Below are 20,727 nucleotides of genomic sequence, written 5' to 3'. Positions count from 1 at the left end.
CCATGCCGGAAAATGACGTAATCCTAAACAACGACGAAACGATAGCCCAGCAACCGATTCCGGACTGGGTGAAATACAGCGGAGCCGCACTGGCTGCCGTTGTCGTCATTCTGTTACTTTTTCTTACAACCAAAGGCTCTGATGAGCCGACAACCCATCTGGTGGATTTGGAAAGCGATAGCCGACCTTCTTTTTCGCCATTGTCTGAACAAATCGATGTTCTACCGATAGGCGGCGCAAAAGAACTGGAACAGACATCTGAAAGTGAGACGGAACAACCGGCCACAACCGGTAATGCCGATTCGGAACTCAACCTGCCCTTTGCCTCGGAACCCGGCGAAAGCGTGAATAAACTGGAGCAGCTACAAATCGATCTAAGCGCATTGGAGACAGCCAACGACAACCGGCAAAACCAACAGGACGCGCTCATCCAGGAATTGCAAGACCGCCTGATCTCTCAACAACTGCAAATCGATCAACTATTGAATCGCCTAAAACCCAATAAACCCAGCCAACAACCGGTCAAGCAATTCAAATCCAACCCTCAGCCTAAAGCCAACCTAAACCCGCGTCCTGTAATCGCACCTATTCCTTTTTCCTTGGTCAGCGTTGATCAATGGGGGAGCGAGTTCTATGCCGTGTTTCGGTATAACGGACAGTTGCTGGAACTGACCATAGGGCAGGCGATCGATCAATGGACAGTCAACGAGATGAATAATGTAAGGGGGACCGTAACACTCACGCATCAGTCCGGAGCGCGCAAGGTGCTCTCAATACAGTCCTAAGGCAACAAGGAAACTCTTATGCCGAAGCCGTCTGTTGTTGGTGTCGTAATCGCAATGCTAGCGCTGATGACGCTACCGATCATGCCATCGACCGCGGAGCAAACCACTAGCGAGTATCGAGATAGCCAAATCAAACCGGTCGAAACGGAAGACGCGCAACGCAAGCACTGGTCGTTATCCACCGAAGAATGGCGCCGCTATAAAACGCTGATGCAGGGCATACGCGGCAGCATCAGTCCGGCCACTATCTCGCCGATCGAAGTCCTCGGCACCCACGCCAGAAACGATCAGGAGCGAAAAAAATACGCTGAAATGTGGGCGCAAATGCGCTTCGAGGATGCCGAACGCATTTTAGCGTTTCAAGCGGCCTACAGCGAAGCATTCAAGAAACTGTACGGCGATATTCAACTGATCGACATCAACAAAATACGTCCTCACTCGGGCACCCAAGCCACAGCATCGATACAACCGAACAGCCGTTTGTTGGTTTTTCTCAAAGTCGATAAATGTCATGAATGCAAACAAATGATGCGGCGGGTGCTGGACAATCGTTCGCTGAACCCACATCAAATCGATGTGTATTTCGTCGACACCACGCCGGGGCGGGATGATGAAAAGATCAAAAAATGGGTAATCGACCTGGCTATTGACTCATCACGGCTGAAAAGCGGCAAGATCACCTTGAATCATGATCGTGGCAACCTGTTAAAAATCACTAAAAAATTCGATCAAGCAATACCTGTAGTCTTCAAAATGAATACTGATTCCCTCACCGCAATAAAACTCTAAGCACACATCTGCGAACAGGTCGGATCACAAGTAACAAACAATGATTACAAAATCATGGGTAATCGTTCTTGGTATAGGTCTGTCGATAGTGGGCAGTCCGCTACATGCGGAATCCATGCCGGCGAGTTACCGACAGATTGCGCACGAGTACGACATACCGCCTCGCCTGCTATACAGCGTGGCGCTGCAAGAAAGCCGAATTCGATTGCGTAGCCGGCAGACCCGTCCCTGGCCATGGACGCTGAACGTTGCGGGTGTCCCGAGAAGATACCCGACCCGAATCGCGGCCTATAAAGGACTGACTTTTTATTTGGAACGCGGTATCCGGTCGATCGATGTCGGGCTGATGCAGGTCAATTGGCGCTATCACCAAGACAAGCTAGGCACGCCGTGGCAGGCACTCGATCCATACCACAATGTCCGTACCGGGGCTAAAATACTGGCGTCGGAATACCGTGAAACCGAAGACTGGTTCGAGGCGATCGGGCGTTATCACTCTCCAGGTCCCGGTGTCCAGCAGAAGCGTAGAGCAAAAAAATACGCAAGCTCAGTCGTGGGTATTTCCAATAACTTAAGCAAGTGAAGATGATGCAATGATCAGAAAAATACTGTCCGTCATTGTTATGTTTGGCATGTGTGTGCACATCGGACAGACGGAAACCATCGATCCGGAATTAAGCGTGCTGTTCAAGCAACAGCTGGATACCCGAGAAGAAGTGCAGATCCGACAGATCATGCCGGTCGAATTAGACGACAGTAAACCCGGTTTAGAACAGGCGGTCTTGTGGACGATCATCGGGCCGACCTATTGGCGGAACCAGTTAAGTATTGTGTCAAAACAACAGAATCACTGGCAGATTCTGGCGACGGTACCGGTTACCGGCATGGTGGAGGGATTCCGGCCCGTGCAAACGACTGGAATTCTCCCGGTCGAAACGAAAGTCCAGGGTCCGAGCGATCCATTATGCTGTCCAACGCAGACCCAAGTGCTTCACTTTCGTTATCGGGCTGGGCAGTTACAAGAATTAGCACCCGGCTCAGAGTAAAGCGTGATGAAGCAAACCAGGCAACTGATCATAGGCTTGTTCATCTCAAGTGTGGTGTGGGCGGCTTCTGAATACAACGATTACTTGGCGGCGCTCAGCGCCAGAGAATCCAGCAGCAATCCCGGCACCGTCAATAAATACGGCTTTTTAGGCAGTTATCAGGTGGGGGAGAGCGCCTTGATCGATGCCGGGTATTATCTCAAAGATCACACGCCGGATATCAATGACTGGACAGGCACCTGGACCGGGAAGAACGGGATACACAGCAAAGCCGACTTTTTAGCGAACGCCGCAGTACAAACCCAAGCGATCAAAGATTACAACATCAAGCAGTGGGGTTATATACAAAATTTAGGGCTGGATAGTTATTTGGGCCAAACGGTAGCCGGTATCGTCATGACCGAATCGGGTTTATTGGCCGGCGCTCACCTGGTCGGGGTCGGAGGGCTTAAAACGTTTTTACAATCCAACGGCGCCCAAATCCCCAGTGATGCCAATAACACCGCCATTACCCATTACATTTCGGTGTTTAATGGTTATAACCTGGCACCGATTACCGGCAATGTTACCACCGGAGGCAGTACCGGTTCCGTCAGTACGGGGGGTAATGGCAATAATGGCGTTCAATCGCCAACCCTCACTGTCTGGCAACCGTTGATAAATCCTTCGACTGCATTCACAAACAGCGCCGGCGGCGTCAGCTATCAAGAACTTAAAACTGCGATACAGTCGATTATCGCAATCCTACTGTTTTTATGGATCGCCTTTGTAAGCTGGAGTCAATTCAAAATGTGGGGCGAAAACAGTATCTCGATCATGGCGATGAAGTCCAATATCATTCGAGCCACTGCGGTAATGATGCTGTTATTGTTTGTTTTTATGCTGTGAGACGTATTGAAATCAACCATCCGTAGTTAACGAGAACGGCGAAAAAACAAGAATAATCAAATAAAGCCGGCGAAATAAAATTCAAAGATTTAGTCATCAGCTCATAACACCATTACCCAGAAGGGGTAAAATCCCCCAAAGCAGCCACTGGTAAAGTGAAAAATTGATATTTCTGGTCATCCGGTAACGGCCATAACCAGTCAGACGGAATAAAGCGCAATTGGCAACTTTTTCATCCAAAGCAGCCTTAGGGTGTGGTGAGTCTACGCACCGCACCAATCGCGAACGATGCGGTGCACTTTGTTTACCGCATCCTTGTATCTACGAGCCACTCAATATATCAAAACGGACAAAAAATTGTTTAGAACCGTTTGTAATTTGAAACTCTTCCATAAGCATATCTGGAATAGGAACGAATATACGTTTTTTTGTAATCAAAGTTGTAGTTTGAAACATTCCTCCACCTGCTTTTGTATGTTCGATAGGTTCACGAAGTTCAATATCATAATAAAGACTAAGTCTTCCAGTTGCTTCTGTAAAAATGTAAACAACTCGATGCCCACCCCATAATATTCTGGTGGTATGTGGAGCATGAAAGAATTCGGCTTCAGTTTTCATAAGCCGATCAGAAAGACCTAATAACATTGAAAAGTTATTAAGCGATGGGTATTTTGCAGCCGTCATTAATATTTTCATATCAGATGTAACAGAATCTCTGATGATTGGAGGGCTGGGAGCAAACTCAAGTCCTGCTTCAGTCGATTGAGCAATAGGTGATTCTGCTATACCAGGTATCTCGTTTTCAACGGAACCAACTTGATTTCGGGAAACGCTTTGAGTTTGTGGTTTTGCTCTGGTACGCGCCTCGTTCAAAACTTTGGAAAGGGTTACAGAACCAGAAAGATAATCTCCTAATACTCCTTCCAAATCTCCAAAGTCGGTCTCTTCATAGCTGTACAACTCACGATTGCGCTGTAATATTTTTTGTAAGGCATCAACGCCGTCACGAGTTGAAGATGGTACGAACTGCTGAATTCTTGGATAAATATGAACTCTTACAAAGTCTTTCATAAACTGAGTAAAAAGCTCATAAGCTTGATCGTAAAAATTAAAAAGTGGAGGTAAAAGAGAGCTTGATTTTGCGATATAAATTGTTAGTTGATTACCTTTCTTTTGAGGAAAGACAGTAACCCCATGTGAAATATCAGCAAGAATAATTTCAATATCAGAAATCAAATAATCATCACGTAAAATTGAGGCAGTTCGTATTAAAACAGAAGCTTCACGCATGTTTAATTCAGTTCCTGTGTATGTGCGAATAATTTGTGCTGAATCCGGTACGGCAGATATTCTTAGGATTTTAGTTAGATAATGAACTTGTACTTGTCGCCGTGGATTGCTTTGTGCGACCTGAAGCAAGTAAGAACTTTCATTTGCATACATTGATAAAATTTGCGAATCATTACCAGTGTAGTAATGTGTAGTTCTACCAGCAATATATGTTTTTATTTCTCCAAGTGATATATCTTTATTTTCTGGTAATACACGAATCGACACCATGCTTGCAAGGTTATATTGCCCATGCGCTATTAGCCATTGCAAAAAGGCATTATTTTTATCTGCTTCAGTCGCAGTTGAAAGTAGCTCTGACGCTGCGCGTTCAGCTAAATTTATTAAGCGCGAAACCTGCTCAATACTTTCACGACTTAATGCTTCGCGTCCAGCCGTTGGCTGTAAAAAAGATAAATTTGCATATCCTCCAAATTGGTAATATCCACCAACTGGAATTGGGGCGAGTCCAAAAAATGATCGTAATCCTATAAGTTGTCCACCCGATTGTAAAAGAACCATACTCCCTTCAATAACATTACCAGCCAGAGCAATATCTTTAACAAAAATTAAAACTTGCCCGTTTTGGTCAGCATGTACGTCAAATTCACCTTGACACAAGTTATCTTTTAATTGTTTTACACCAAGTTGCTTAAATGACCGATTTGCGATTGGGAGTTGCGATTCGATTGCATTGCCGCTGATTAAATTGCCGTTGAAATAAACAGGAACTTGAAGAAACCCTACATAAGGTTTTAAATACTGCAATGCTTGATTTGGACTAATCGGATGTTCATTGTCTAATATTGCAGTTACTTTTGTTCCTGTTTCTCTTTCTTGTTCAGGGGTAATGTTTTCCCTCTCTAAACTGATACACTCTTCAGCAATTTTGAGTGAATCTCGTTCAGCTACGCTACACAAAATTGCTGTATTACCTTCACAATAAGTTTCTACTGTAAGCCGTGTACAAACTCCAAAATTTGCCATTGCCCCAATGCCAAACGTACCAACTACACCAGCCCGACGAGCATTATCTGATCGTTTACCGCTAGAGCCTGCTTTCCAAAAATTTTCACGCAATACTTCCTCGGTCATGCCAATGCCATTATCAGAGATTGATATTTCGTTGCCATTTATACAAATATCAATTCTGCCACCTTCAACTAATGTGCCAGTGCTTGCAAAGCGCATACGAACTGCGTCATAGGCATTTTGTAAGTTTTCGCGGAGAAGTGCTAAGGGAGAGTCATAAATCTCATTTGCAAGAATTTGAAGTATTCGATTGGTTTCTACCTGAAATACTATCCCATTATTCATTTAAGCCGCCTTTCAGTAATTCGACGTGATATTTCGCAAACACTCGCGTCTTGGTTAGTTAGCACAAATTCTAATTCCACAAATGCTTTTGCCTGTTCAGATGTGCCATCAGTGAGAATCACACCACCAATCATTACTGCTTCAGCATTATTGATAGGTGGATACAGTTTTTCTATGATAAGTTGCGGATCGTTAATTTCCTCAAGTGCTTTCGCAATTAAAGAACGTGCAAGAGGAACATTCCTTATTTTTTCGAGAATATCTAATGCCTCATGCCATTTTTGCTCTCCAAGAAGATTATCTGCTTGAAAGAGTATTAAATGTTCATCAAGTTGTTTTGGTCTAGTTGCTATAGGTTTACATATATCAAACTCAAAAAATGAACTACCTGTATTGATGAAATACCCTTCTCCCCAAACTGGCAATGGCATATCTGCATTTACCATTTGTCTTTGATGTAACACCCCTTTCCAAGAGTCTGTATTTAGTTCAACAATGTTATAACTACGAGGTATTCCAGGTCTTAAACCGCTAGGCTCAGCACAAAGAGTTCCTGCGCTAACAATAGTTATTTTTCTTGGTTTTTTTCCGAGTTGATAACGCTCATCAAAACACTCTGATAAATGTTGATGACCATGAAAGGCAAGCGATGCTCCTGCTTCTATAAAATGTTGAAGAGAACCAGCGTCTAAATAGTCGTCTTGCTCAGGTTTACCAACTAAATTGTGATGCCAAGCTACAGAAGATAACCAGCCAGCTCTAGTATTATCACGCAAGGCACGACAAGCTTTAGCTAAAGCATCATTATGAAATGCTCCTGCTCGTCGTAAAGGGTCATTATTAAAACAACTATTTAAGGTAACTATAGAAAAACCAAGATCGGCAAAATCAAACACATCGAACTGCTGTTCGGGTGCTAGTTGATATAAGCGTTTACCCTGATAAAAACTATTGTATGTTGATATAAAATATCGGAATCGGTTCTGATATATATCTTCATCCAAAATCCTATAGAAACACAAGTCACGCCATGACCATCGTAATTTGGAGTTTGGTTTGAATAATTCCTTAACAAGTGGTACTTTCTTTTCTGGTTCTTCTGGTATTTCAATTTTCTCAACACTTTGTATTACATCATTAAAACAAACATCATGATTGCCAGGCAAAATAACAACACGTTCACGTTCACCATTAAAGAATCTATCTGCCAATCCGATAAGAAATGTTTCTGTTAGAGAGTATTGCCTCTTTAGTTCGTTGTCTGCATCTTCAACTCCTAATCCGACACCATGAACAAGATCACCACTTACAATACAAAGTGAAGGTTTCATAATTTGTGGGGTTTGTTCGCTGAATTGATTAAAATCATTTTCAAGCGAATCAAGCAGCCATTCATTACCTATTTCATCGTCAAGATCACGATGGAGATCAGAAATATGTAGAATTGAGAAGTGCATGATTTATTTTAAGTGGAAGAATATTTTAGATGCTCAAATAATTCAGAGAAAGACATATTACTTATTCAAAACTCACGATTTTGGCTCTATAAAATAGTATTGGTAGTGTATTCTATACGTTATGAACGGTGAACAACTATTTACGTTACCCTTAGCAGGCTGTTGAAAATCAGTTGTGTGGACGTTAGTCGGGTAACAAATTGACTATATATTGTGACATCAAGCAAGACTTTCCACTAAATATAGTTCATCTAACGTGCCAAATATAGAAAATCAACAACCTGTTAGAGCCGTAGGCAGGGCAGGGTAGAGCAACGCGAAACTTAGCAGATGCTTTGAAATATCCAAGTTTCTTTGCATCCAAAATGTTTTTTGATTTTCAAAACTTTTCGGCTTTAAAGCTGGGTTTCATTATCATTCAACCCAGCCTACTTCCGCAAATCCAACGTCGGCTTATTATCAATTTGCTGGCATTAGCAAAACTAGATCGACTGTCGCTTAAGGGTCGGAACCAGATAATCAGCCGATTTAAAATGAACTATTTCTTTGCGTCCGCTTTAGAATAGTTATCTCATTAAACGCTATCTTAATCCAGGGCTCGATTCAAACGGTGTCGGTAGTGCTGATGTTAAAAAAATAGTACACCGCACAGAGTGCCGTCAAGGCAACAATAAAAACCCTTCCAAATTGGATTAAGGGTTTTTTATTGTCGATTTCATTCCGGTTATCAACAATGACGACTCCAGCAAAAGGAGTCCGTTATGCGTTGCGTCACTGTCTGTTTCATCCTCATCGCGCTATTCAGCACGGCAGCAAACAGCGAGACGGTGGTTCTATTCGACGCCGGCAACACGCGGCCAATGCCGTCCGGTTTGCAAATAAACCCACCGAACTATCAACAATCCTTCCAGCTACCGGATTTCCCGCAACACTTCGATCCGCTGCCGGTCCGCAGTCTGGCGCTGACGCCGGGGCCCGTCCAAGCGCGTGTCATCGATCGGCCCGGACTCGATCGCCCGGTGTTCATCATCGGATATGACGAACTGTCGCTCAACTGGCTTCGGCATAACCTGGAACAGCTAAAACGGCATCGTGCGACTGGCATCGTTGTCAACGTGGACAATCCCGATCAACTGCGTCGATTAAGGCAAGCCGCCGATGGACTGGAAGTCAACCCGGTGCCGGGTGACTTTATCGCCAAACAGTTGGACTTGACGCATTATCCGGTATTGATTTCACAACACCGTATCGAGCAATGAACAAGACCTATCCCGTCGAAGCGCTGTTGCGTCCTCCGATCGAACTGTGGTCCGCCTTTTGCGCGTTCGGTATCGCGCTGATCTCCGCCTTGGCGCCTTGGGCGATCATGATGACGCCGGCGGTCGGTTATCTGTCGGCGCTGCTGTTAACCGGGTTTGGAGTCTATCGATTGTTCGACGCGCTTTATATCCTGCGTTATCAACGGCACATGCGCCGAATGCCGGAATATGTCGTCGAGCCGAAGGACATTCCGGTCAGCCGCCGGCAACTGTTTCTAGGCAAGGGATTCCTGTGGCGGCAACAACATACGCAGCGATTGCGCGATACCCTGAATCCGAAAGTTCGGCATTACGTCGAGCCGTCCGCCTTCTATCGCTGGGCCAGACGGAGGGAGTCGCAATGGGAACATTCATTCCTACTCAATAGAGTCGCCAAACTATTGCGAAGCCATTCGCCGTGGAATCCGGTCAGACCCTTGCCCCCGGTCGGCGGCAAACCGCACATTCACGCCGTCGAAATGCGGGAGCAAGATGTCACGATGGATCTACGCGAACGGGTCGGTCATACCTTGGTGCTCGGGACCACCCGTGTCGGCAAAACACGATTGGCAGAAATCCTGATTACCCAGGATATCGCCCGGGGCGATACCGTGATCGTGTTCGATCCGAAGGGCGACGCCGACCTGATGAAACGAGTGGTCGCCGAAGCCAAACGGGCCGGTCGTAGCGACGAGACCTACATTTTCCATTTGGGGTATCCCGATATCTCGTGCCGTTACAATGCGATCGGCAACTTTTCCCGAATCACGGAAGTCGCCACACGACTGACTAACGCCTTGCCCAGCGAAGGCAACTCCGCCGCGTTCCGGGAATTCGCCTGGCGGTTCACGAACATGATCGCGGTGGCCCTGGTCAAAATGGGCCGACGTCCGGATTACCGGCAAGTCACGCGGTACATCACCCATATCGAGCCCCTGCTGATCGAATACTACCGGCAATGGTTGCCGGATATCGCGCCGGTCGAGTGGGTCCGGGAAGTCCAGCGCTTGGCGGAAGCTATTAATGAACGGGATTTGCCGTTCGCGTTGAAAGGCAGGTCGCACGAAGCCATTGCTTTGGTTCGTTATGCCAAAGAGAACGGCTTATACGATCCGGTGGCCGACGGCCTGCGCTCCGCCTTCGAGTACGACAAGACCTATTTCGACAAGATCGTGGCCTCGCTGCTGCCGCTGATGGAGAAATTGATCTCCGGCAAAACCGCGTCATTGATCTCGCCGGATTACTCGGACATGGAGGACGATCGCCCCATCATCGATTGGCGCCAGATCATTCGCCGCAAGGGCGTGGTCTATATCGGATTGGATGCGCTGTCCGACACGGCGGTCGCCTCGGCGGTCGGCAATTCCATGTTTGCCGACCTGGTGTCGGTGTCGGGGGAAATTTACAAACATGGCACCGATCGCGGCATGCCGGAAACGGAACAAGCGCCGGACATGCCGACGATATCGCTGCATGCCGACGAGTTCAACGAATTGATCGGCGACGAGTTCATTCCGCTGCTGAACAAGGCCGGCGGGTCCGGGTTTCAGGTGACAGCCTACACGCAAACCTGGTCCGACGTGGAAGCGCGAATCGGCAGCAAGGCCAAAGCCGGGCAGGTAGCCGGCAACTTCAATACGCTGATCATGCTGAGAGTCAAGGAATTGGCCACGGCGGAAATGCTGACCAGCCAAGTCGATAGCTGTAACGTGACCACGGTGACCGAAGTCTCCGGCGTCAACGACACCGCCGACCCGACTTCCAAGGTCGATTTCACCTCGACCAACCAAGACCGGATAGCGGTGACCGAAGTCCCGTTGATCACCCCGGCCAACGTGATGGCCTTGCCAAAGGGCCAGGCCTTCGCGCTGCTCGAAGGCGGCAATCTGTGGAAAATCCGCATGCCGCTGCCCTCCAAAAGCGAAGACGACATGATGCCGAAGAACCTGCGTGAAGTGGCCGCCGAAATGCAGCGCCGTTATTTGACCAGCGACCATTGGTGGACCGGCTGACATGGCGGAGTCGAGCAAACGACGCCCGGGGTCGGCGCAGCAAAGCGCAGAGCAAGGCATTATAGCGACGACGCTGATCCGGTTGGTACAGATCGTGATGTACCTGATCCTGACGCTGGTGTTTTCGATCGTGATCGAGTGGGTGGGCATGGCGGCCAGTTTGTGGGACGAGACGGGCGTGGACCACAGCGAACGGATGCTGCAACAGGAATTACAGTATTTGAACCGCGATTTCCAACGAAGCGCGGTCGTCAAGAGCCCGATGCGCTTTGCCGACCGTTTTTCCAAGAATTTCTACGATCTGACCTTTAAAAAAACGGGCGTTCAAACCGCCGTGATTTGGCTGGCCACCCCGACCCAGGCCGGTTCCGGACACGTTCGAAAAGGGTTGCATGGTCTGTTTCGGATGGTCGAGGCCTACGTTTTGGCCGCCATGACCGTGACGCAGATATTCGGGGTGCGCCTGGCGGTATTGACTTTGGCAATGCCGGCCTTCGTCCTGTTGGGCGCGACGGGCTTGGTCGATGGACTGGTGCAACGCGACATTCGCCGCTGGAGTGGCGGGAGAGAGTCGTCGTTCGTCTATCACTGGGCCAAAAAAGCGTTGTACCCCTCGTTGATTCTGCCCTGGATCGTGTATCTCGCGATGCCAGTGAGCGTGCATCCCAATCTGGTCGTTCTGCCGTTCGCCGTGTTGTTCGCGGCATCGCTTTTGGTGATGTCGTCGACGTTTAAAAAATATTTGTAAGCTTTTCGCAGGTCTAGCCATGTTAACCCAAAGGCCCAGGCAGTTCGAGGATGCTTACAACAAAAAAAGAAACGCCGCAAAATCGGCCATAAAAAACCCATGGGAAATTCAGTTAGGGTTTTTTATGGCTTTTTTGCATTCGGATGCAAACAATAACCGTCAAGCAATCACTATTACTCACTCTCGAATCGCGAAGAGAACGTCATGGTCCAAAAAACAATCATCACCGCGCTGCTGCTCGCTTGTCCTTTCACGGCCTTTGCCGACAGCGACGCCGAGCGTACCGCGTTAGCCAAAATCAAGCATGAGATTGAATCCTTGAAGCCGTTGATCGCCGAAGCCAAAGCCCAGGCAGACAGCGACGCCAGGGTGCAATTCCAATATGACTGGCTGGCATTAGACCTCGATCGCATGGTTTTGGGGATTCAAGAGCATTTATCGGCTCCGTCGACGCAGCAGCGCAGTTTTCCACCCTTGAAAGGCGACTACCGGCACTGACATGACGAATCAGCAAGCAGCCGCCTTCACGCAGGCGACCGGTCATATCGCCAATCCCGGACAACTGTTGTTAGGGATTGCCATGGTCTTCGCCGTGATTTATTTGCTGTGGTTGGTCTGGATCACGAAATCGCAATATCACGCCTGGCAAACCAGGAAAGGAGACTTTTATGACATGACCTCTTCCGTGCTCAGAGCGATCGTTGTGGTCTTGCTCGTGGGCTACTTCATCCGTTGACCCAACCTTAAACTGAATCTATTTCGCTGGTCTCATTCTCTTTTTCAAAACGGAGACATCAAACATGAAGAAATTACGTAACAAGATGGGCCAATCCGCCCATCGACTCACCGCTTTCGTCGTCATGTCATTGGCGATGGCAAGTGATAACGCGCAAGCGGCCTTGCCTGCGCCGGTCGCTCCCAGTAACGCCCCTGCGGCGGGCAATTGGCTGGAATTGATCAAGGGCTATGCCAAGGACGCCGGCCTCGTCATCGGACTGATTATCGCGGTCGTGGCGTTTTTATGGATCGGTTGGATTACGATCGCCAAATTCAACGAGGCCAGAGCAGGGCGGGCCGAGTGGGGTGAAGTCGGGTTAACCGCCGTCGTCGCGGCGGGGGTGATGATTTTCATCAGCTTCTTGCTGACCGAAGCGTCAAACGTCATTTAACCGATGGACGAGCACGATATCAGCACGGAAACACTGGCTGATCGGCTCAACCAGGAACCGGTCATCTTCCGTGGCAGCACCAACTCGGAACTGGGAATGATTTTGTTATGCGCCATCGTGTTCTGGTTGCCCGCAGGACTCCTGCTCGCCGGGCTGTTCGGAGCCCCCGTGATGGGTCTCGGAATCGCCACACTGGGCGTGCTGGCGACGATCGTTTTCGGCTCGACGGGGTTCCAACGGATCAAGCGCGGCCGCCCCGACTTTTATTACCAGCACTGCCTGATACTGAAATTGCATCAATGGGGGCTGCGCTCATCCACATTGATTGTCAGGCACGGGGCGTGGGACTTGGGGCTCACGCTGCCGCGTTCGTTTCACTCTCATCGATAAGAGGCCGTCATGCGCTATCGGGACGAAAACAGTACGCTCCATTCGCACATCAATTCATTACGCATCATCATCGGTTTTTTGCTGTTACTGATCGTGGGCCTGTGGTACGGCTGGCACCAGTCGCGGAGCGACATTCGCTTGCACATTCCGCCGGATTTACGCTCCGGAGCCTTGTTGACGCTCGATGAAGTCCCGCCGCCGAACATCTATGCCTTTGCTCATTATATCTTTCAGCAACTCAACCGCTGGGAAGAAAACGGCGAAACCGATTACGGCAAGCAAGTGTTTCGCATGGCGGCGTATTTGACGCCGGAGTTTCGGCAGTTTTTAACTCATGATCTGGAACTGCGCGGCAAGCGGGGGGAATTGAGCGGACGGGTTCGGGGCATTCAGCTAATCCCCGGTCACGGCTACGAAGAGCGCCGGGTGGACGTACTCGATCGCAATACCTGGTTAGTGTGGCTCGATTTTCGTATCGAGGAAACGGTGCGTGGCATGGACGTAAAAAGCCTGGACATTCGCTATCCGATTCGCGTCGTGCGCTACGATGTCGATCCGGAAATCAACCCGTGGGGTTTGGCTCTGGATGGCTTCAGAGGCGATGGGCCGCGGCGGTTGAACAACGAAGAAAAAGCAGGGGGATCGTGATGAATCCAAGTAGTGAAAATGTCGATAGGATTGACAAAGATCGCAAAACAGGGGGTTCGGTATTTCTAAACGACTTGTTTCTGGTAGCGATTCTCAATGGCCTACTTCCGTCCGTGGCCGGATCGGCGGAAATCGAACGTCTGTTTTGGGACAAAATTCCGATCGGTATCACCCTGCCGGTCGGCCAAGAGCGACTGGTTACGTTTCCCGGCGAGGTGCGCGTGGGCATGCCGTCCGAGCTGTCCGGCAAGGTGCGGACGCAAAGCCATAACGGCACCGTATATTGGTTGGCGAATCAATCGTTCGAAGCGCAGCGCATCGAAATTCACGAGACCGACGGAAGCGGCATTTATTTGGTCGACCTGAGCGCAAGTAAGGAGCCAAACCTGCCGGTCAATCCGATCGAAGTGCTGAACAAGCAAGCGCATGGCGTCGAGAAAACCGAAAGCGACAGCAAACACCGCAATCCCCGTACCCCCCGCAAAGCGCAAAAAGCACCGGGACTGGTCACCTTAACCCGCTTCGCGGCCCAGCAGTTATATGCGCCGTCCAGGATGCTGAAAGCGTCGCCCGGTATTCACCGGGTCGTGGTGACTCGTCGCGCGCTGCACAATCTGATCCGGGGCGAGTCGATCGAAGCGTTGCCGGTGGCGAGCTGGCAGGGCGGCGAGCTTTACGTCACCGCCGTGCAACTGCGCAATACCGGGACAGCGCCGATCGAGCTCGACCCTCGGCGCATTCGCGGACGCTGGAAAGCGGCGACGTTTCAACATGGCCGGCTGCATCCCGCCGGTACCGAAGCGGATACCACGGCTGTCTATCTGGTTTCCGATCGTCCCTTTCATGAAATGATACGGGGGGTCATGTAGATGCCATCGAACAAATTATTACCGATTATCGCAGGCTTGGTTTTGCTGATGTTGGTCTTCGTCGGCATCAAATCGTTCAATCGCGGCGGCAATGATATTCAACTCGACCAGGTGCCGGTCGCCGGGACACCCGATGCGGATTCACCGGCCGATACGATCCGCACCCTGACGGCGCAAGTGGCCTCGATCAAAAACGAATCCGAAAAGCTCCAGATGCAAAATCAGGAACTGTTGCGGCAGCGCCAGGAGATCGAAAGCAAAGTCAGGGCGGAGCTGCTCACCGAAATGCGCAACCTAAAGAACAAGGAAGATACCACCGCAGTCGGCAAGCTGACTGAAAGACTGGATTTTTTCAAAAACCAACTCGACGAACTGACCCAGGCGCAAAACGGCGCCGCACAACAGGCATCCGGCAGCGATATCCCGGTCGGCTTCGGCATCGGTAGCGGCGACGGAATTACTCTGCCCAAAGCGACGGAAATCGTTTGGATCGAACCGCTAGGCACGAGCAAAGACCGCCAGGGCAATTGGGTTTATCCCGCGTTATCGAAAAGCGGCGACGACCCGGACCCGATGGATGACAGCGGCGGATTGCTTGGAACAAGCAGTACGACCGAGAATTATCTAAAAGCCAAATTGGACGAAGCCGAACCGGACGAGCCGGTCTATACGGTGCCAAGAAACGCCACACTGATCGGCTCGACCGGCATGACCGCGCTGATCGGCCGGATTCCGTTCAAGGGTGTAGTCGAAGATCCGTTTCCGTTCAAGGTCATCGTCGGCCGCGACAATCTGGCCGCCAACGGCATCGAAGTGCCGGGGCTTGACGGCATGGTGTTCAGCGGTAAAGCGACCGGCGATTGGACGCTCTCTTGCGTTCGGGGCGACATCGTCTCGGTGACTTATGTGTTTGCCGACGGCACCATCCGCGAACTGTCCGCCGATACGACCAAGAACTTACAGGCTTCCCAACAAGGGCAACAACAAGGCGGACAACAACTGAAAATGGGCTGGATATCGGACCGGCGCGGCATTCCCTGCGTGACCGGTACCCGCATCAGTAATGCACCGGACTATTTGGCGGGGCGTATTCTGGCTTCCGCCGCCGAAGCTGCCGCCGGAGCGTTCACCCAGGCCCAAACCACGAATGCCGTCTCGCTCGGGCAAGGCGTGGCCACCTCGGTGATCACCGGCGACGCCGGCAAGTTTGCGGCCGGTCAAGCCATGGCCGGCGGCGCAAACGAAGTGAGTCAATACTTGCGCGAACGCGCGGCGCAATCGTTCGATGCAGTCTATGTGGATACCGGCGCCGAATTGGCCGTCCACGTCGACATCGAATTGCCTATCGATTATGAACCGGACGGGAGAAAAACCCATTATGCCTCCAATCAAACGACTGACGACGAATTACTGGATTAACGCGGTGTGCGCCCTGAGCCTGATCTTGATCACGACGGGCTGCGCAACCGGCGACAAAGAATCGATTTTGCCCCAGGAAGGGCCGACCATGAAAGAGGTTTACCACAGACACTTTTCCGGTACCGAACACGATCAGGGTACACTCGACGCGACGCGCGGCGCTTTGGTTCAACGGGAAGCGCGGCGTGAACCGGAACCGACTTTGGAGCTGTCCGCTTATACGCGCGATGCCGATTCAGAGATTCGGCAAATCTTTCCACGGCTGATGAACAAGACCTTGATTATGTATGTGTTTCCGCATTTGAGCAGTGCCGAGCGTTATCCTGTTCCCGGTTATTCGACGGCGTTCCCATTTTACGAGAAACCCGAATACGCACTGCCGGGCGAGCGCGAGGAGGGCTATTGATGGCGCTTTTTTCCTTTACAACTCAATCGTCCGCTAAAACCAAACCGCAGGACGATGCCGCCCGGTTTCGGCGCAGGGCCACCGACAGAGCGCCGACCGAAAGGCGGATACGGCAGCTCTATGAACGGCCGGCTTCGTTTACCAATTTGTTGCCGTGGCTGGACTATTGTCCGCAGACGCGTTGTTTTTTGCTCGATGACGGCTACAGCGTCGCCGCGTTGTTCGAGATCGGCGGCATCGGCACCGAAGGCCGAACGGCGCAATACATTGCCGAACTGCGCGACAAACTGCAAACCGTATTGACTTCGATCGCCGAGGAATTGGACTCGCCGTGGGTTTTTCAAGTGTTCGTGCAGGATGAACCCAGTCTGCTCGGCGTCGTCGATGAGGTCGAGCGTTATCTCGATCCGCGCGCGCAACAAAGCGCGTTGAGCGAAAACTACTTGAGGATATTGCACGATCATTTGCAGACCATTTCCCAAACCGGCGGCGCATTTGACGACAAACTGGTCACCGGCGGGCCGTGGCGTGGCCAGCGCCGGCGCATCCGGGCGACGCTCTACCGCCGACGCAAACCGGCCAAGAATGCCGGGACGCGCGACTATTACCATCTGCCGCCCGAGGACGAATTGAACGATGCGGCCGCCAAGTTGACCACGGCGATGATGACGGCCGGCATTCGCCTGACCCGGCTGGGCGGCAAGGAATTGTATGAATGGATGTTCCGCTGGTTCAATCCGAAACCGGCGGTCGAGGAGGGCGATAGCGAAGCCGTGCTTCGCAACGTCGCGCCGTACCCCGGCGATGAAGAGATGCCGTACGGTTACGCGTACGCCGAAACCCTGATGCTGGGCATGCCGCATTCGGATGCGGAGCGCGGAATCTGGTGGTTCGACGGAATGCCGCACAAAACCGTCACGGTGCAGGGGCTTCGCAAGATTCCGGATATCGGCTTGTTTGGAGCCGAACGCAGTAGCGGCGATCACATTTACGCGATGTTCGACCGGATGCCGGAAGACACCGTCCTGGCGATGACCCTCGTCGTCGCGGCGCAGGATCTCGTGCGCAACCATCTTGGCCAGGTCCAGCACGGCGCGGTAGGCGATTATCCGGAAGCGAAACTGGCGGCGCAAGACGCCGAGAAAGCGGTGATGGAAATCGCCAAAGGCAACAAACTGTTTCCGGTCCAGTTGGCGGTTTATGTGCGCGGCGAGGACGAACCCGATTTACACCGCAAAATCAACAAGGTCAATTCCTTGCTGTTGTCGAACGGATTGCAACCCATCATGGAGCGTGACGATTTGATTCCTCTGGACAGTTATCTGCGCAACCTGCCGATGGGCTATCAGTACGACCACGACAAGCGTGAAGCGCGGCGCTCCCGCTTGGTGTTTTCCAAACACTGCGCCAATCTCATGCCGGTTTACGGACGCTCCACCGGTTCCGGTCATCCCGGTTTATTGTTCTTCAATCGCGGCGCCGAACCCTTGATGTTGGACCCGTTGAATCCGCAGGACCGCAAGAAGAATGCCCACGCCCTGATCATCGGGCCGACCGGCGCCGGTAAATCGGCCACGTTGGTGTACATGATCCTGCAAATGATGGCGGTGTACCGCCCCCGCATCTTCATCATCGAGGCCGGCAATTCGTTCGGATTGCTGGGTCAGTATTTAGAAAGCCAGGGCGTCACGACCAATCGCGTGTCGATGCTGCCGGGCGCCGATGTCAGCTTGCCGCCGTTCAGCGAAGCCTTGAAATTATTGGACCAGAAACGCCTGGATCTGGATTTCGAGCTGCAAGAGGAGAACGACCTCGATGACGATCCTTACAACGACTTCGATAACGAGGACATCGAGGACGACAACCGGGATTTACTCGGCGAAATGGAGATCGCCGCCCGGATCATGATCACCGGCGGCGACGTGCGCGAGGACAATCGCATGACCCGCGCGGATCGGTTGTTGATTCGCCGGGCGATTCACGAGGCCGCGAAGAACGTCAAGGAAGCCGGGCGCGACCAGGTATTGACCGAGGATGTCGTGCAGGCGCTGCGCAATCTGGAGGGTTTGGCCGACCGCCGCCGGGAACGGGTGCAGGACATGGCCGACGGCATGGAACTATTCTGTTCGGGGCTGGCCGGGCATTTTTTCAATCGCCCCGGCGTGCGCTGGCCGGATGTGGATTTTACCCTGGTCGACATGGGTATCCTGGCCAGGGAAGGCTATGAAGATCAATTGACCGTCGCCTACATCGGTTTGATGAACCATATCCATGACCTAGTGGAACGGCACCAGAACGATGCCAGGCCCACGATCGTGATCACCGACGAAGGGCATATCATAACCACCAATCCGCTGTTGGCTCCGTATGTCATCAAGATCGTCAAGATGTGGCGGAAATTGGGCGCCTGGTTTTGGATCGCGACGCAAAACCTGGAAGATTTCCCCGATGCCAGTAAAAAGATGCTCAATATGCTGGAGTGGTGGTTTTGCCTGGTCATGCCGAAAGAGGAGGTCGAGCACATCGCCCGGTTTCGTGACTTACGCAACGAAGAGAAAAACATGCTGTTGGCCGCCAGAAAATCACCGAAGCAGTTCACCGAAGGCGTGGTCTTGACCGACGAACAAGCGATGTTGTTCCGCATCGTCCCGCCGCCGTTGGCACTAGCGTTGGCGATGACCGAGAAAGACGAGAAGGCGAACCGTGCGCGAATCATGAAGCAGTTCGGTTGCAGCGAGATCGAGGCAGTCGAACAGGTGGCCAAAGAGATCAGTTTTAGGCGCCGGGGGGAAATCGATGACCAGCATTAAATTCATGATCATCATCACTGGTTTGGCGGCTAGCGTCATGACGGCAGTCATGCCTTTACCTGTATGGGCTGATGGGCATGCTATTGTCGTCGAAGTCATTCACAGCGACGCATTTCAGTTAACCGGCCTCGACGCTGTAGCCGGGCAGGGCATAGAGATCAAAACCTACAATCTTGACGATGCCGAACGCTTGACGGCCTATCTGGCAACCGGGTTGCCACCCAATCAAGAGCAGGCCAAAGCCGCATTGGAACGGCGCTTTAAAGAGCAAGGCATGGAGGCCGTCCAGGTACAGTTCACGCAGGTATTTCAAGGACAGATCGCCGGGGTGCAATACGGGGTCAGCCGCTATCCGGCCGTCGTATTCGACCGGGGTAAGGCCGTGGTGTTCGGCGTGACCGACTTGAACCGTGCGGTGGCGATCTACCGCGACTGGCGGAGGAACAATCCGTGAAAGCTACGCTGCGTAGACTGTTGTTTATCGCTTTTCTGTGCGCGAACCTGGTCGCCGCGCAAACGTCGGCCAAGCAGTACGAATGCATCCAACTCCGGGTCGTCGGTGTGTGTATCTGGATCGTCTGTACGCCGTTCGGTTGCGATATCGACGTGACGCTCAAGATCGGCCACTTCAATCCGGATGTCATGGTCACCGTGATGAATCCGCAAGGCGTGGATCGGGTCGAAGATCCCAAACGCATCGATACGTTTAATCGGAATCACAACAACTTGATTTATCAGGATGCGCTCGCGGTCGGTCATCCGTTGACCGGGCTTATCTATTGTCCATCCAACACCACGGCGGCCAGCCCTTATTTTTCCGCACAACTGGATAGTCCGTCATGGCGGTGGGGCGGATTGGATGCCTTGAATCCGGCCTCTTGGGTGCCGGGCTTACGGGAAATCGGTCGTTGGCCGTTAAACAAATGGGGCAATATATATCCGCGAACCGGCTGGACCATTCAGCATGCGCAGCCGAAAGCCGCTGCCGTCGTTGCGCATCGGGTCGGCGACATCATCACCCGTGACGGTCAGCCGCATGTTTACCGGAGCATTCTGGGCGAGCCGGTTTTCGTCGAAGACAACAAGCTGACCTGGTCGCCGGGCAGTCTGATCGAAAACAGCAACGAAGAGGGTTGGTGGCAACCCACCTCGCCAAAAATGGAGCAATGTCTGGTGTTCGGCGAGAACGACACGCTGGCACTCCGAGGCTGGGGCGGCGGCCGAGTGTCGAAGACGGGCGATTACGTCCATGCCTTGTGGCGACCTTACACCTGTTGCGAAATTGACGACGGAGCGTTGGTCGTCATTGATTTCATGCCTTTTCCGACACCGGTCATTACTCATTAA

General features: G+C 51.4%; 21 protein-coding genes. 19 read left to right on the top strand and 2 right to left on the bottom strand.

Annotated features, from left to right (window positions below; genetic code table 11):
- Positions 1-2: 2 nt before the first annotated feature.
- The 5 genes from WJM45_RS15165 to WJM45_RS15145 are packed head-to-tail and all read left to right on the top strand — an operon-like array spanning position 3 to position 3,508.
- Positions 3-785, top strand: a complete 783-nt coding sequence (locus tag WJM45_RS15165; protein ID WP_341325914.1) for a hypothetical protein — start codon at positions 3-5, stop codon at positions 783-785.
- Between the two features lie 18 nt (positions 786-803).
- Positions 804-1,574 carry a TIGR03759 family integrating conjugative element protein gene (locus WJM45_RS15160; RefSeq protein WP_341325913.1) on the top strand — a complete coding sequence of 257 codons (771 nt, stop codon included), beginning with the start codon at positions 804-806 and terminating at the stop codon, positions 1,572-1,574.
- A gap of 40 nt (positions 1,575-1,614) precedes the next feature.
- Positions 1,615-2,157 (top strand): transglycosylase SLT domain-containing protein, encoded by a 543-nt coding sequence (locus WJM45_RS15155; protein ID WP_341325912.1) that lies wholly within the window; start codon positions 1,615-1,617, stop codon positions 2,155-2,157.
- A gap of 10 nt (positions 2,158-2,167) precedes the next feature.
- Complete coding sequence (locus tag WJM45_RS15150; protein WP_341325911.1) at positions 2,168-2,620, top strand: hypothetical protein; 453 nt, start codon at positions 2,168-2,170, stop codon at positions 2,618-2,620.
- A 6-nt stretch (positions 2,621-2,626) separates the two neighbouring features.
- Positions 2,627-3,508 (top strand): TIGR03758 family integrating conjugative element protein, encoded by an 882-nt coding sequence (locus WJM45_RS15145; RefSeq protein WP_341328955.1) that lies wholly within the window; start codon positions 2,627-2,629, stop codon positions 3,506-3,508.
- A gap of 321 nt (positions 3,509-3,829) precedes the next feature.
- Here the strand turns inward: WJM45_RS15145 and WJM45_RS15140 are convergent, their stop codons facing one another.
- Positions 3,830-6,154, bottom strand: coding sequence for an ATP-binding protein (locus WJM45_RS15140; protein WP_341325910.1), 2,325 nt, complete (start codon positions 6,152-6,154; stop codon positions 3,830-3,832).
- Positions 6,151-7,611, bottom strand: a complete 1,461-nt coding sequence (locus WJM45_RS15135) for a metallophosphoesterase (protein WP_341325909.1) — start codon at positions 7,609-7,611, stop codon at positions 6,151-6,153. Before WJM45_RS15135 ends, WJM45_RS15140 begins: the two co-directional genes overlap by 4 nt.
- 761 nt (positions 7,612-8,372) lie before the next feature.
- Here WJM45_RS15135 and WJM45_RS15130 point away from each other — a divergent pair.
- The 14 genes from WJM45_RS15130 (at position 8,373) to WJM45_RS15065 (ending at position 20,727) form a co-directional block, all read left to right on the top strand.
- Entirely contained in the window at positions 8,373-8,870 is a 498-nt protein-coding gene (locus WJM45_RS15130; RefSeq protein WP_341325908.1) for an integrating conjugative element protein, read from the top strand.
- Positions 8,867-10,921: a type IV conjugative transfer system coupling protein TraD gene (gene traD / locus WJM45_RS15125; RefSeq protein ID WP_341325907.1), complete on the top strand. Its 2,055-nt coding sequence runs from the start codon at positions 8,867-8,869 to the stop codon at positions 10,919-10,921. The genes WJM45_RS15130 and traD overlap by 4 nt, the downstream gene beginning before the upstream one ends.
- A 1-nt stretch (position 10,922) precedes the next feature.
- The gene (locus WJM45_RS15120; RefSeq protein WP_341325906.1) at positions 10,923-11,669 is read left to right on the top strand and encodes a TIGR03747 family integrating conjugative element membrane protein; all 747 of its coding nucleotides are present in this window, start codon (positions 10,923-10,925) and stop codon (positions 11,667-11,669) included.
- A gap of 204 nt (positions 11,670-11,873) precedes the next feature.
- Positions 11,874-12,167: an RAQPRD family integrative conjugative element protein gene (locus WJM45_RS15115; protein WP_341325905.1), complete on the top strand. Its 294-nt coding sequence runs from the start codon at positions 11,874-11,876 to the stop codon at positions 12,165-12,167.
- Between the two features lies 1 nt (position 12,168).
- Positions 12,169-12,405: a TIGR03758 family integrating conjugative element protein gene (locus WJM45_RS15110; RefSeq protein ID WP_341325904.1), complete on the top strand. Its 237-nt coding sequence runs from the start codon at positions 12,169-12,171 to the stop codon at positions 12,403-12,405.
- A gap of 64 nt (positions 12,406-12,469) precedes the next feature.
- The gene (locus WJM45_RS15105) at positions 12,470-12,838 is read left to right on the top strand and encodes a TIGR03745 family integrating conjugative element membrane protein (RefSeq protein ID WP_341325903.1); all 369 of its coding nucleotides are present in this window, start codon (positions 12,470-12,472) and stop codon (positions 12,836-12,838) included.
- Between the two features lie 3 nt (positions 12,839-12,841).
- Positions 12,842-13,228, top strand: a complete 387-nt coding sequence (locus tag WJM45_RS15100) for a TIGR03750 family conjugal transfer protein (protein WP_341325902.1) — start codon at positions 12,842-12,844, stop codon at positions 13,226-13,228.
- Positions 13,229-13,237: 9 nt separating this feature from the next.
- Positions 13,238-13,876, top strand: coding sequence for a TIGR03746 family integrating conjugative element protein (locus tag WJM45_RS15095; protein ID WP_341325901.1), 639 nt, complete (start codon positions 13,238-13,240; stop codon positions 13,874-13,876).
- Positions 13,876-14,745 carry a TIGR03749 family integrating conjugative element protein gene (locus tag WJM45_RS15090; protein ID WP_341325900.1) on the top strand — a complete coding sequence of 290 codons (870 nt, stop codon included), beginning with the start codon at positions 13,876-13,878 and terminating at the stop codon, positions 14,743-14,745. Before WJM45_RS15095 ends, WJM45_RS15090 begins: the two co-directional genes overlap by 1 nt.
- On the top strand, positions 14,746-16,164 hold the full coding sequence (locus WJM45_RS15085) for a TIGR03752 family integrating conjugative element protein (RefSeq protein WP_341325899.1): 1,419 nt from the start codon (positions 14,746-14,748) through the stop codon (positions 16,162-16,164).
- Positions 16,124-16,570 (top strand): TIGR03751 family conjugal transfer lipoprotein, encoded by a 447-nt coding sequence (locus WJM45_RS15080; protein WP_341325898.1) that lies wholly within the window; start codon positions 16,124-16,126, stop codon positions 16,568-16,570. Before WJM45_RS15085 ends, WJM45_RS15080 begins: the two co-directional genes overlap by 41 nt.
- The gene (locus WJM45_RS15075) at positions 16,570-19,380 is read left to right on the top strand and encodes a conjugative transfer ATPase (RefSeq protein WP_341325897.1); all 2,811 of its coding nucleotides are present in this window, start codon (positions 16,570-16,572) and stop codon (positions 19,378-19,380) included. Before WJM45_RS15080 ends, WJM45_RS15075 begins: the two co-directional genes overlap by 1 nt.
- Positions 19,367-19,834 (top strand): TIGR03757 family integrating conjugative element protein, encoded by a 468-nt coding sequence (locus WJM45_RS15070; RefSeq protein ID WP_341325896.1) that lies wholly within the window; start codon positions 19,367-19,369, stop codon positions 19,832-19,834. The genes WJM45_RS15075 and WJM45_RS15070 overlap by 14 nt, the downstream gene beginning before the upstream one ends.
- Complete coding sequence (locus WJM45_RS15065; protein ID WP_341325895.1) at positions 19,831-20,727, top strand: TraU family protein; 897 nt, start codon at positions 19,831-19,833, stop codon at positions 20,725-20,727. The genes WJM45_RS15070 and WJM45_RS15065 overlap by 4 nt, the downstream gene beginning before the upstream one ends.

Source organism: Methylotuvimicrobium sp. KM2, assembly GCF_038051925.1.
Taxonomy (GTDB): Bacteria; Pseudomonadota; Gammaproteobacteria; order Methylococcales; family Methylomonadaceae; genus Methylotuvimicrobium.
This window is presented reverse-complemented; position numbering and strand designations above follow the sequence as displayed.

What these genes read in the sequence shown, in the direction of transcription:
- WJM45_RS15165 (WP_341325914.1), top strand. Translation starts at nt 3, where the DNA reads ATGCCGGAAAATGACGTAATCCTAAACAACGACGAAACGATAGCCCAG.
- WJM45_RS15160 (WP_341325913.1), top strand. Translation starts at nt 804, where the DNA reads ATGCCGAAGCCGTCTGTTGTTGGTGTCGTAATCGCAATGCTAGCGCTG.
- WJM45_RS15155 (WP_341325912.1), top strand. Translation starts at nt 1,615, where the DNA reads ATGATTACAAAATCATGGGTAATCGTTCTTGGTATAGGTCTGTCGATA.
- WJM45_RS15150 (WP_341325911.1), top strand. Translation starts at nt 2,168, where the DNA reads ATGATCAGAAAAATACTGTCCGTCATTGTTATGTTTGGCATGTGTGTG.
- WJM45_RS15145 (WP_341328955.1), top strand. Translation starts at nt 2,627, where the DNA reads ATGAAGCAAACCAGGCAACTGATCATAGGCTTGTTCATCTCAAGTGTG.
- WJM45_RS15140 (WP_341325910.1), bottom strand. Translation starts at nt 6,154, where the DNA reads ATGAATAATGGGATAGTATTTCAGGTAGAAACCAATCGAATACTTCAA.
- WJM45_RS15135 (WP_341325909.1), bottom strand. Translation starts at nt 7,611, where the DNA reads ATGCACTTCTCAATTCTACATATTTCTGATCTCCATCGTGATCTTGAC.
- WJM45_RS15130 (WP_341325908.1), top strand. Translation starts at nt 8,373, where the DNA reads ATGCGTTGCGTCACTGTCTGTTTCATCCTCATCGCGCTATTCAGCACG.
- traD (WP_341325907.1), top strand. Translation starts at nt 8,867, where the DNA reads ATGAACAAGACCTATCCCGTCGAAGCGCTGTTGCGTCCTCCGATCGAA.
- WJM45_RS15120 (WP_341325906.1), top strand. Translation starts at nt 10,923, where the DNA reads ATGGCGGAGTCGAGCAAACGACGCCCGGGGTCGGCGCAGCAAAGCGCA.
- WJM45_RS15115 (WP_341325905.1), top strand. Translation starts at nt 11,874, where the DNA reads ATGGTCCAAAAAACAATCATCACCGCGCTGCTGCTCGCTTGTCCTTTC.
- WJM45_RS15110 (WP_341325904.1), top strand. Translation starts at nt 12,169, where the DNA reads ATGACGAATCAGCAAGCAGCCGCCTTCACGCAGGCGACCGGTCATATC.
- WJM45_RS15105 (WP_341325903.1), top strand. Translation starts at nt 12,470, where the DNA reads ATGAAGAAATTACGTAACAAGATGGGCCAATCCGCCCATCGACTCACC.
- WJM45_RS15100 (WP_341325902.1), top strand. Translation starts at nt 12,842, where the DNA reads ATGGACGAGCACGATATCAGCACGGAAACACTGGCTGATCGGCTCAAC.
- WJM45_RS15095 (WP_341325901.1), top strand. Translation starts at nt 13,238, where the DNA reads ATGCGCTATCGGGACGAAAACAGTACGCTCCATTCGCACATCAATTCA.
- WJM45_RS15090 (WP_341325900.1), top strand. Translation starts at nt 13,876, where the DNA reads ATGAATCCAAGTAGTGAAAATGTCGATAGGATTGACAAAGATCGCAAA.
- WJM45_RS15085 (WP_341325899.1), top strand. Translation starts at nt 14,746, where the DNA reads ATGCCATCGAACAAATTATTACCGATTATCGCAGGCTTGGTTTTGCTG.
- WJM45_RS15080 (WP_341325898.1), top strand. Translation starts at nt 16,124, where the DNA reads ATGCCTCCAATCAAACGACTGACGACGAATTACTGGATTAACGCGGTG.
- WJM45_RS15075 (WP_341325897.1), top strand. Translation starts at nt 16,570, where the DNA reads ATGGCGCTTTTTTCCTTTACAACTCAATCGTCCGCTAAAACCAAACCG.
- WJM45_RS15070 (WP_341325896.1), top strand. Translation starts at nt 19,367, where the DNA reads ATGACCAGCATTAAATTCATGATCATCATCACTGGTTTGGCGGCTAGC.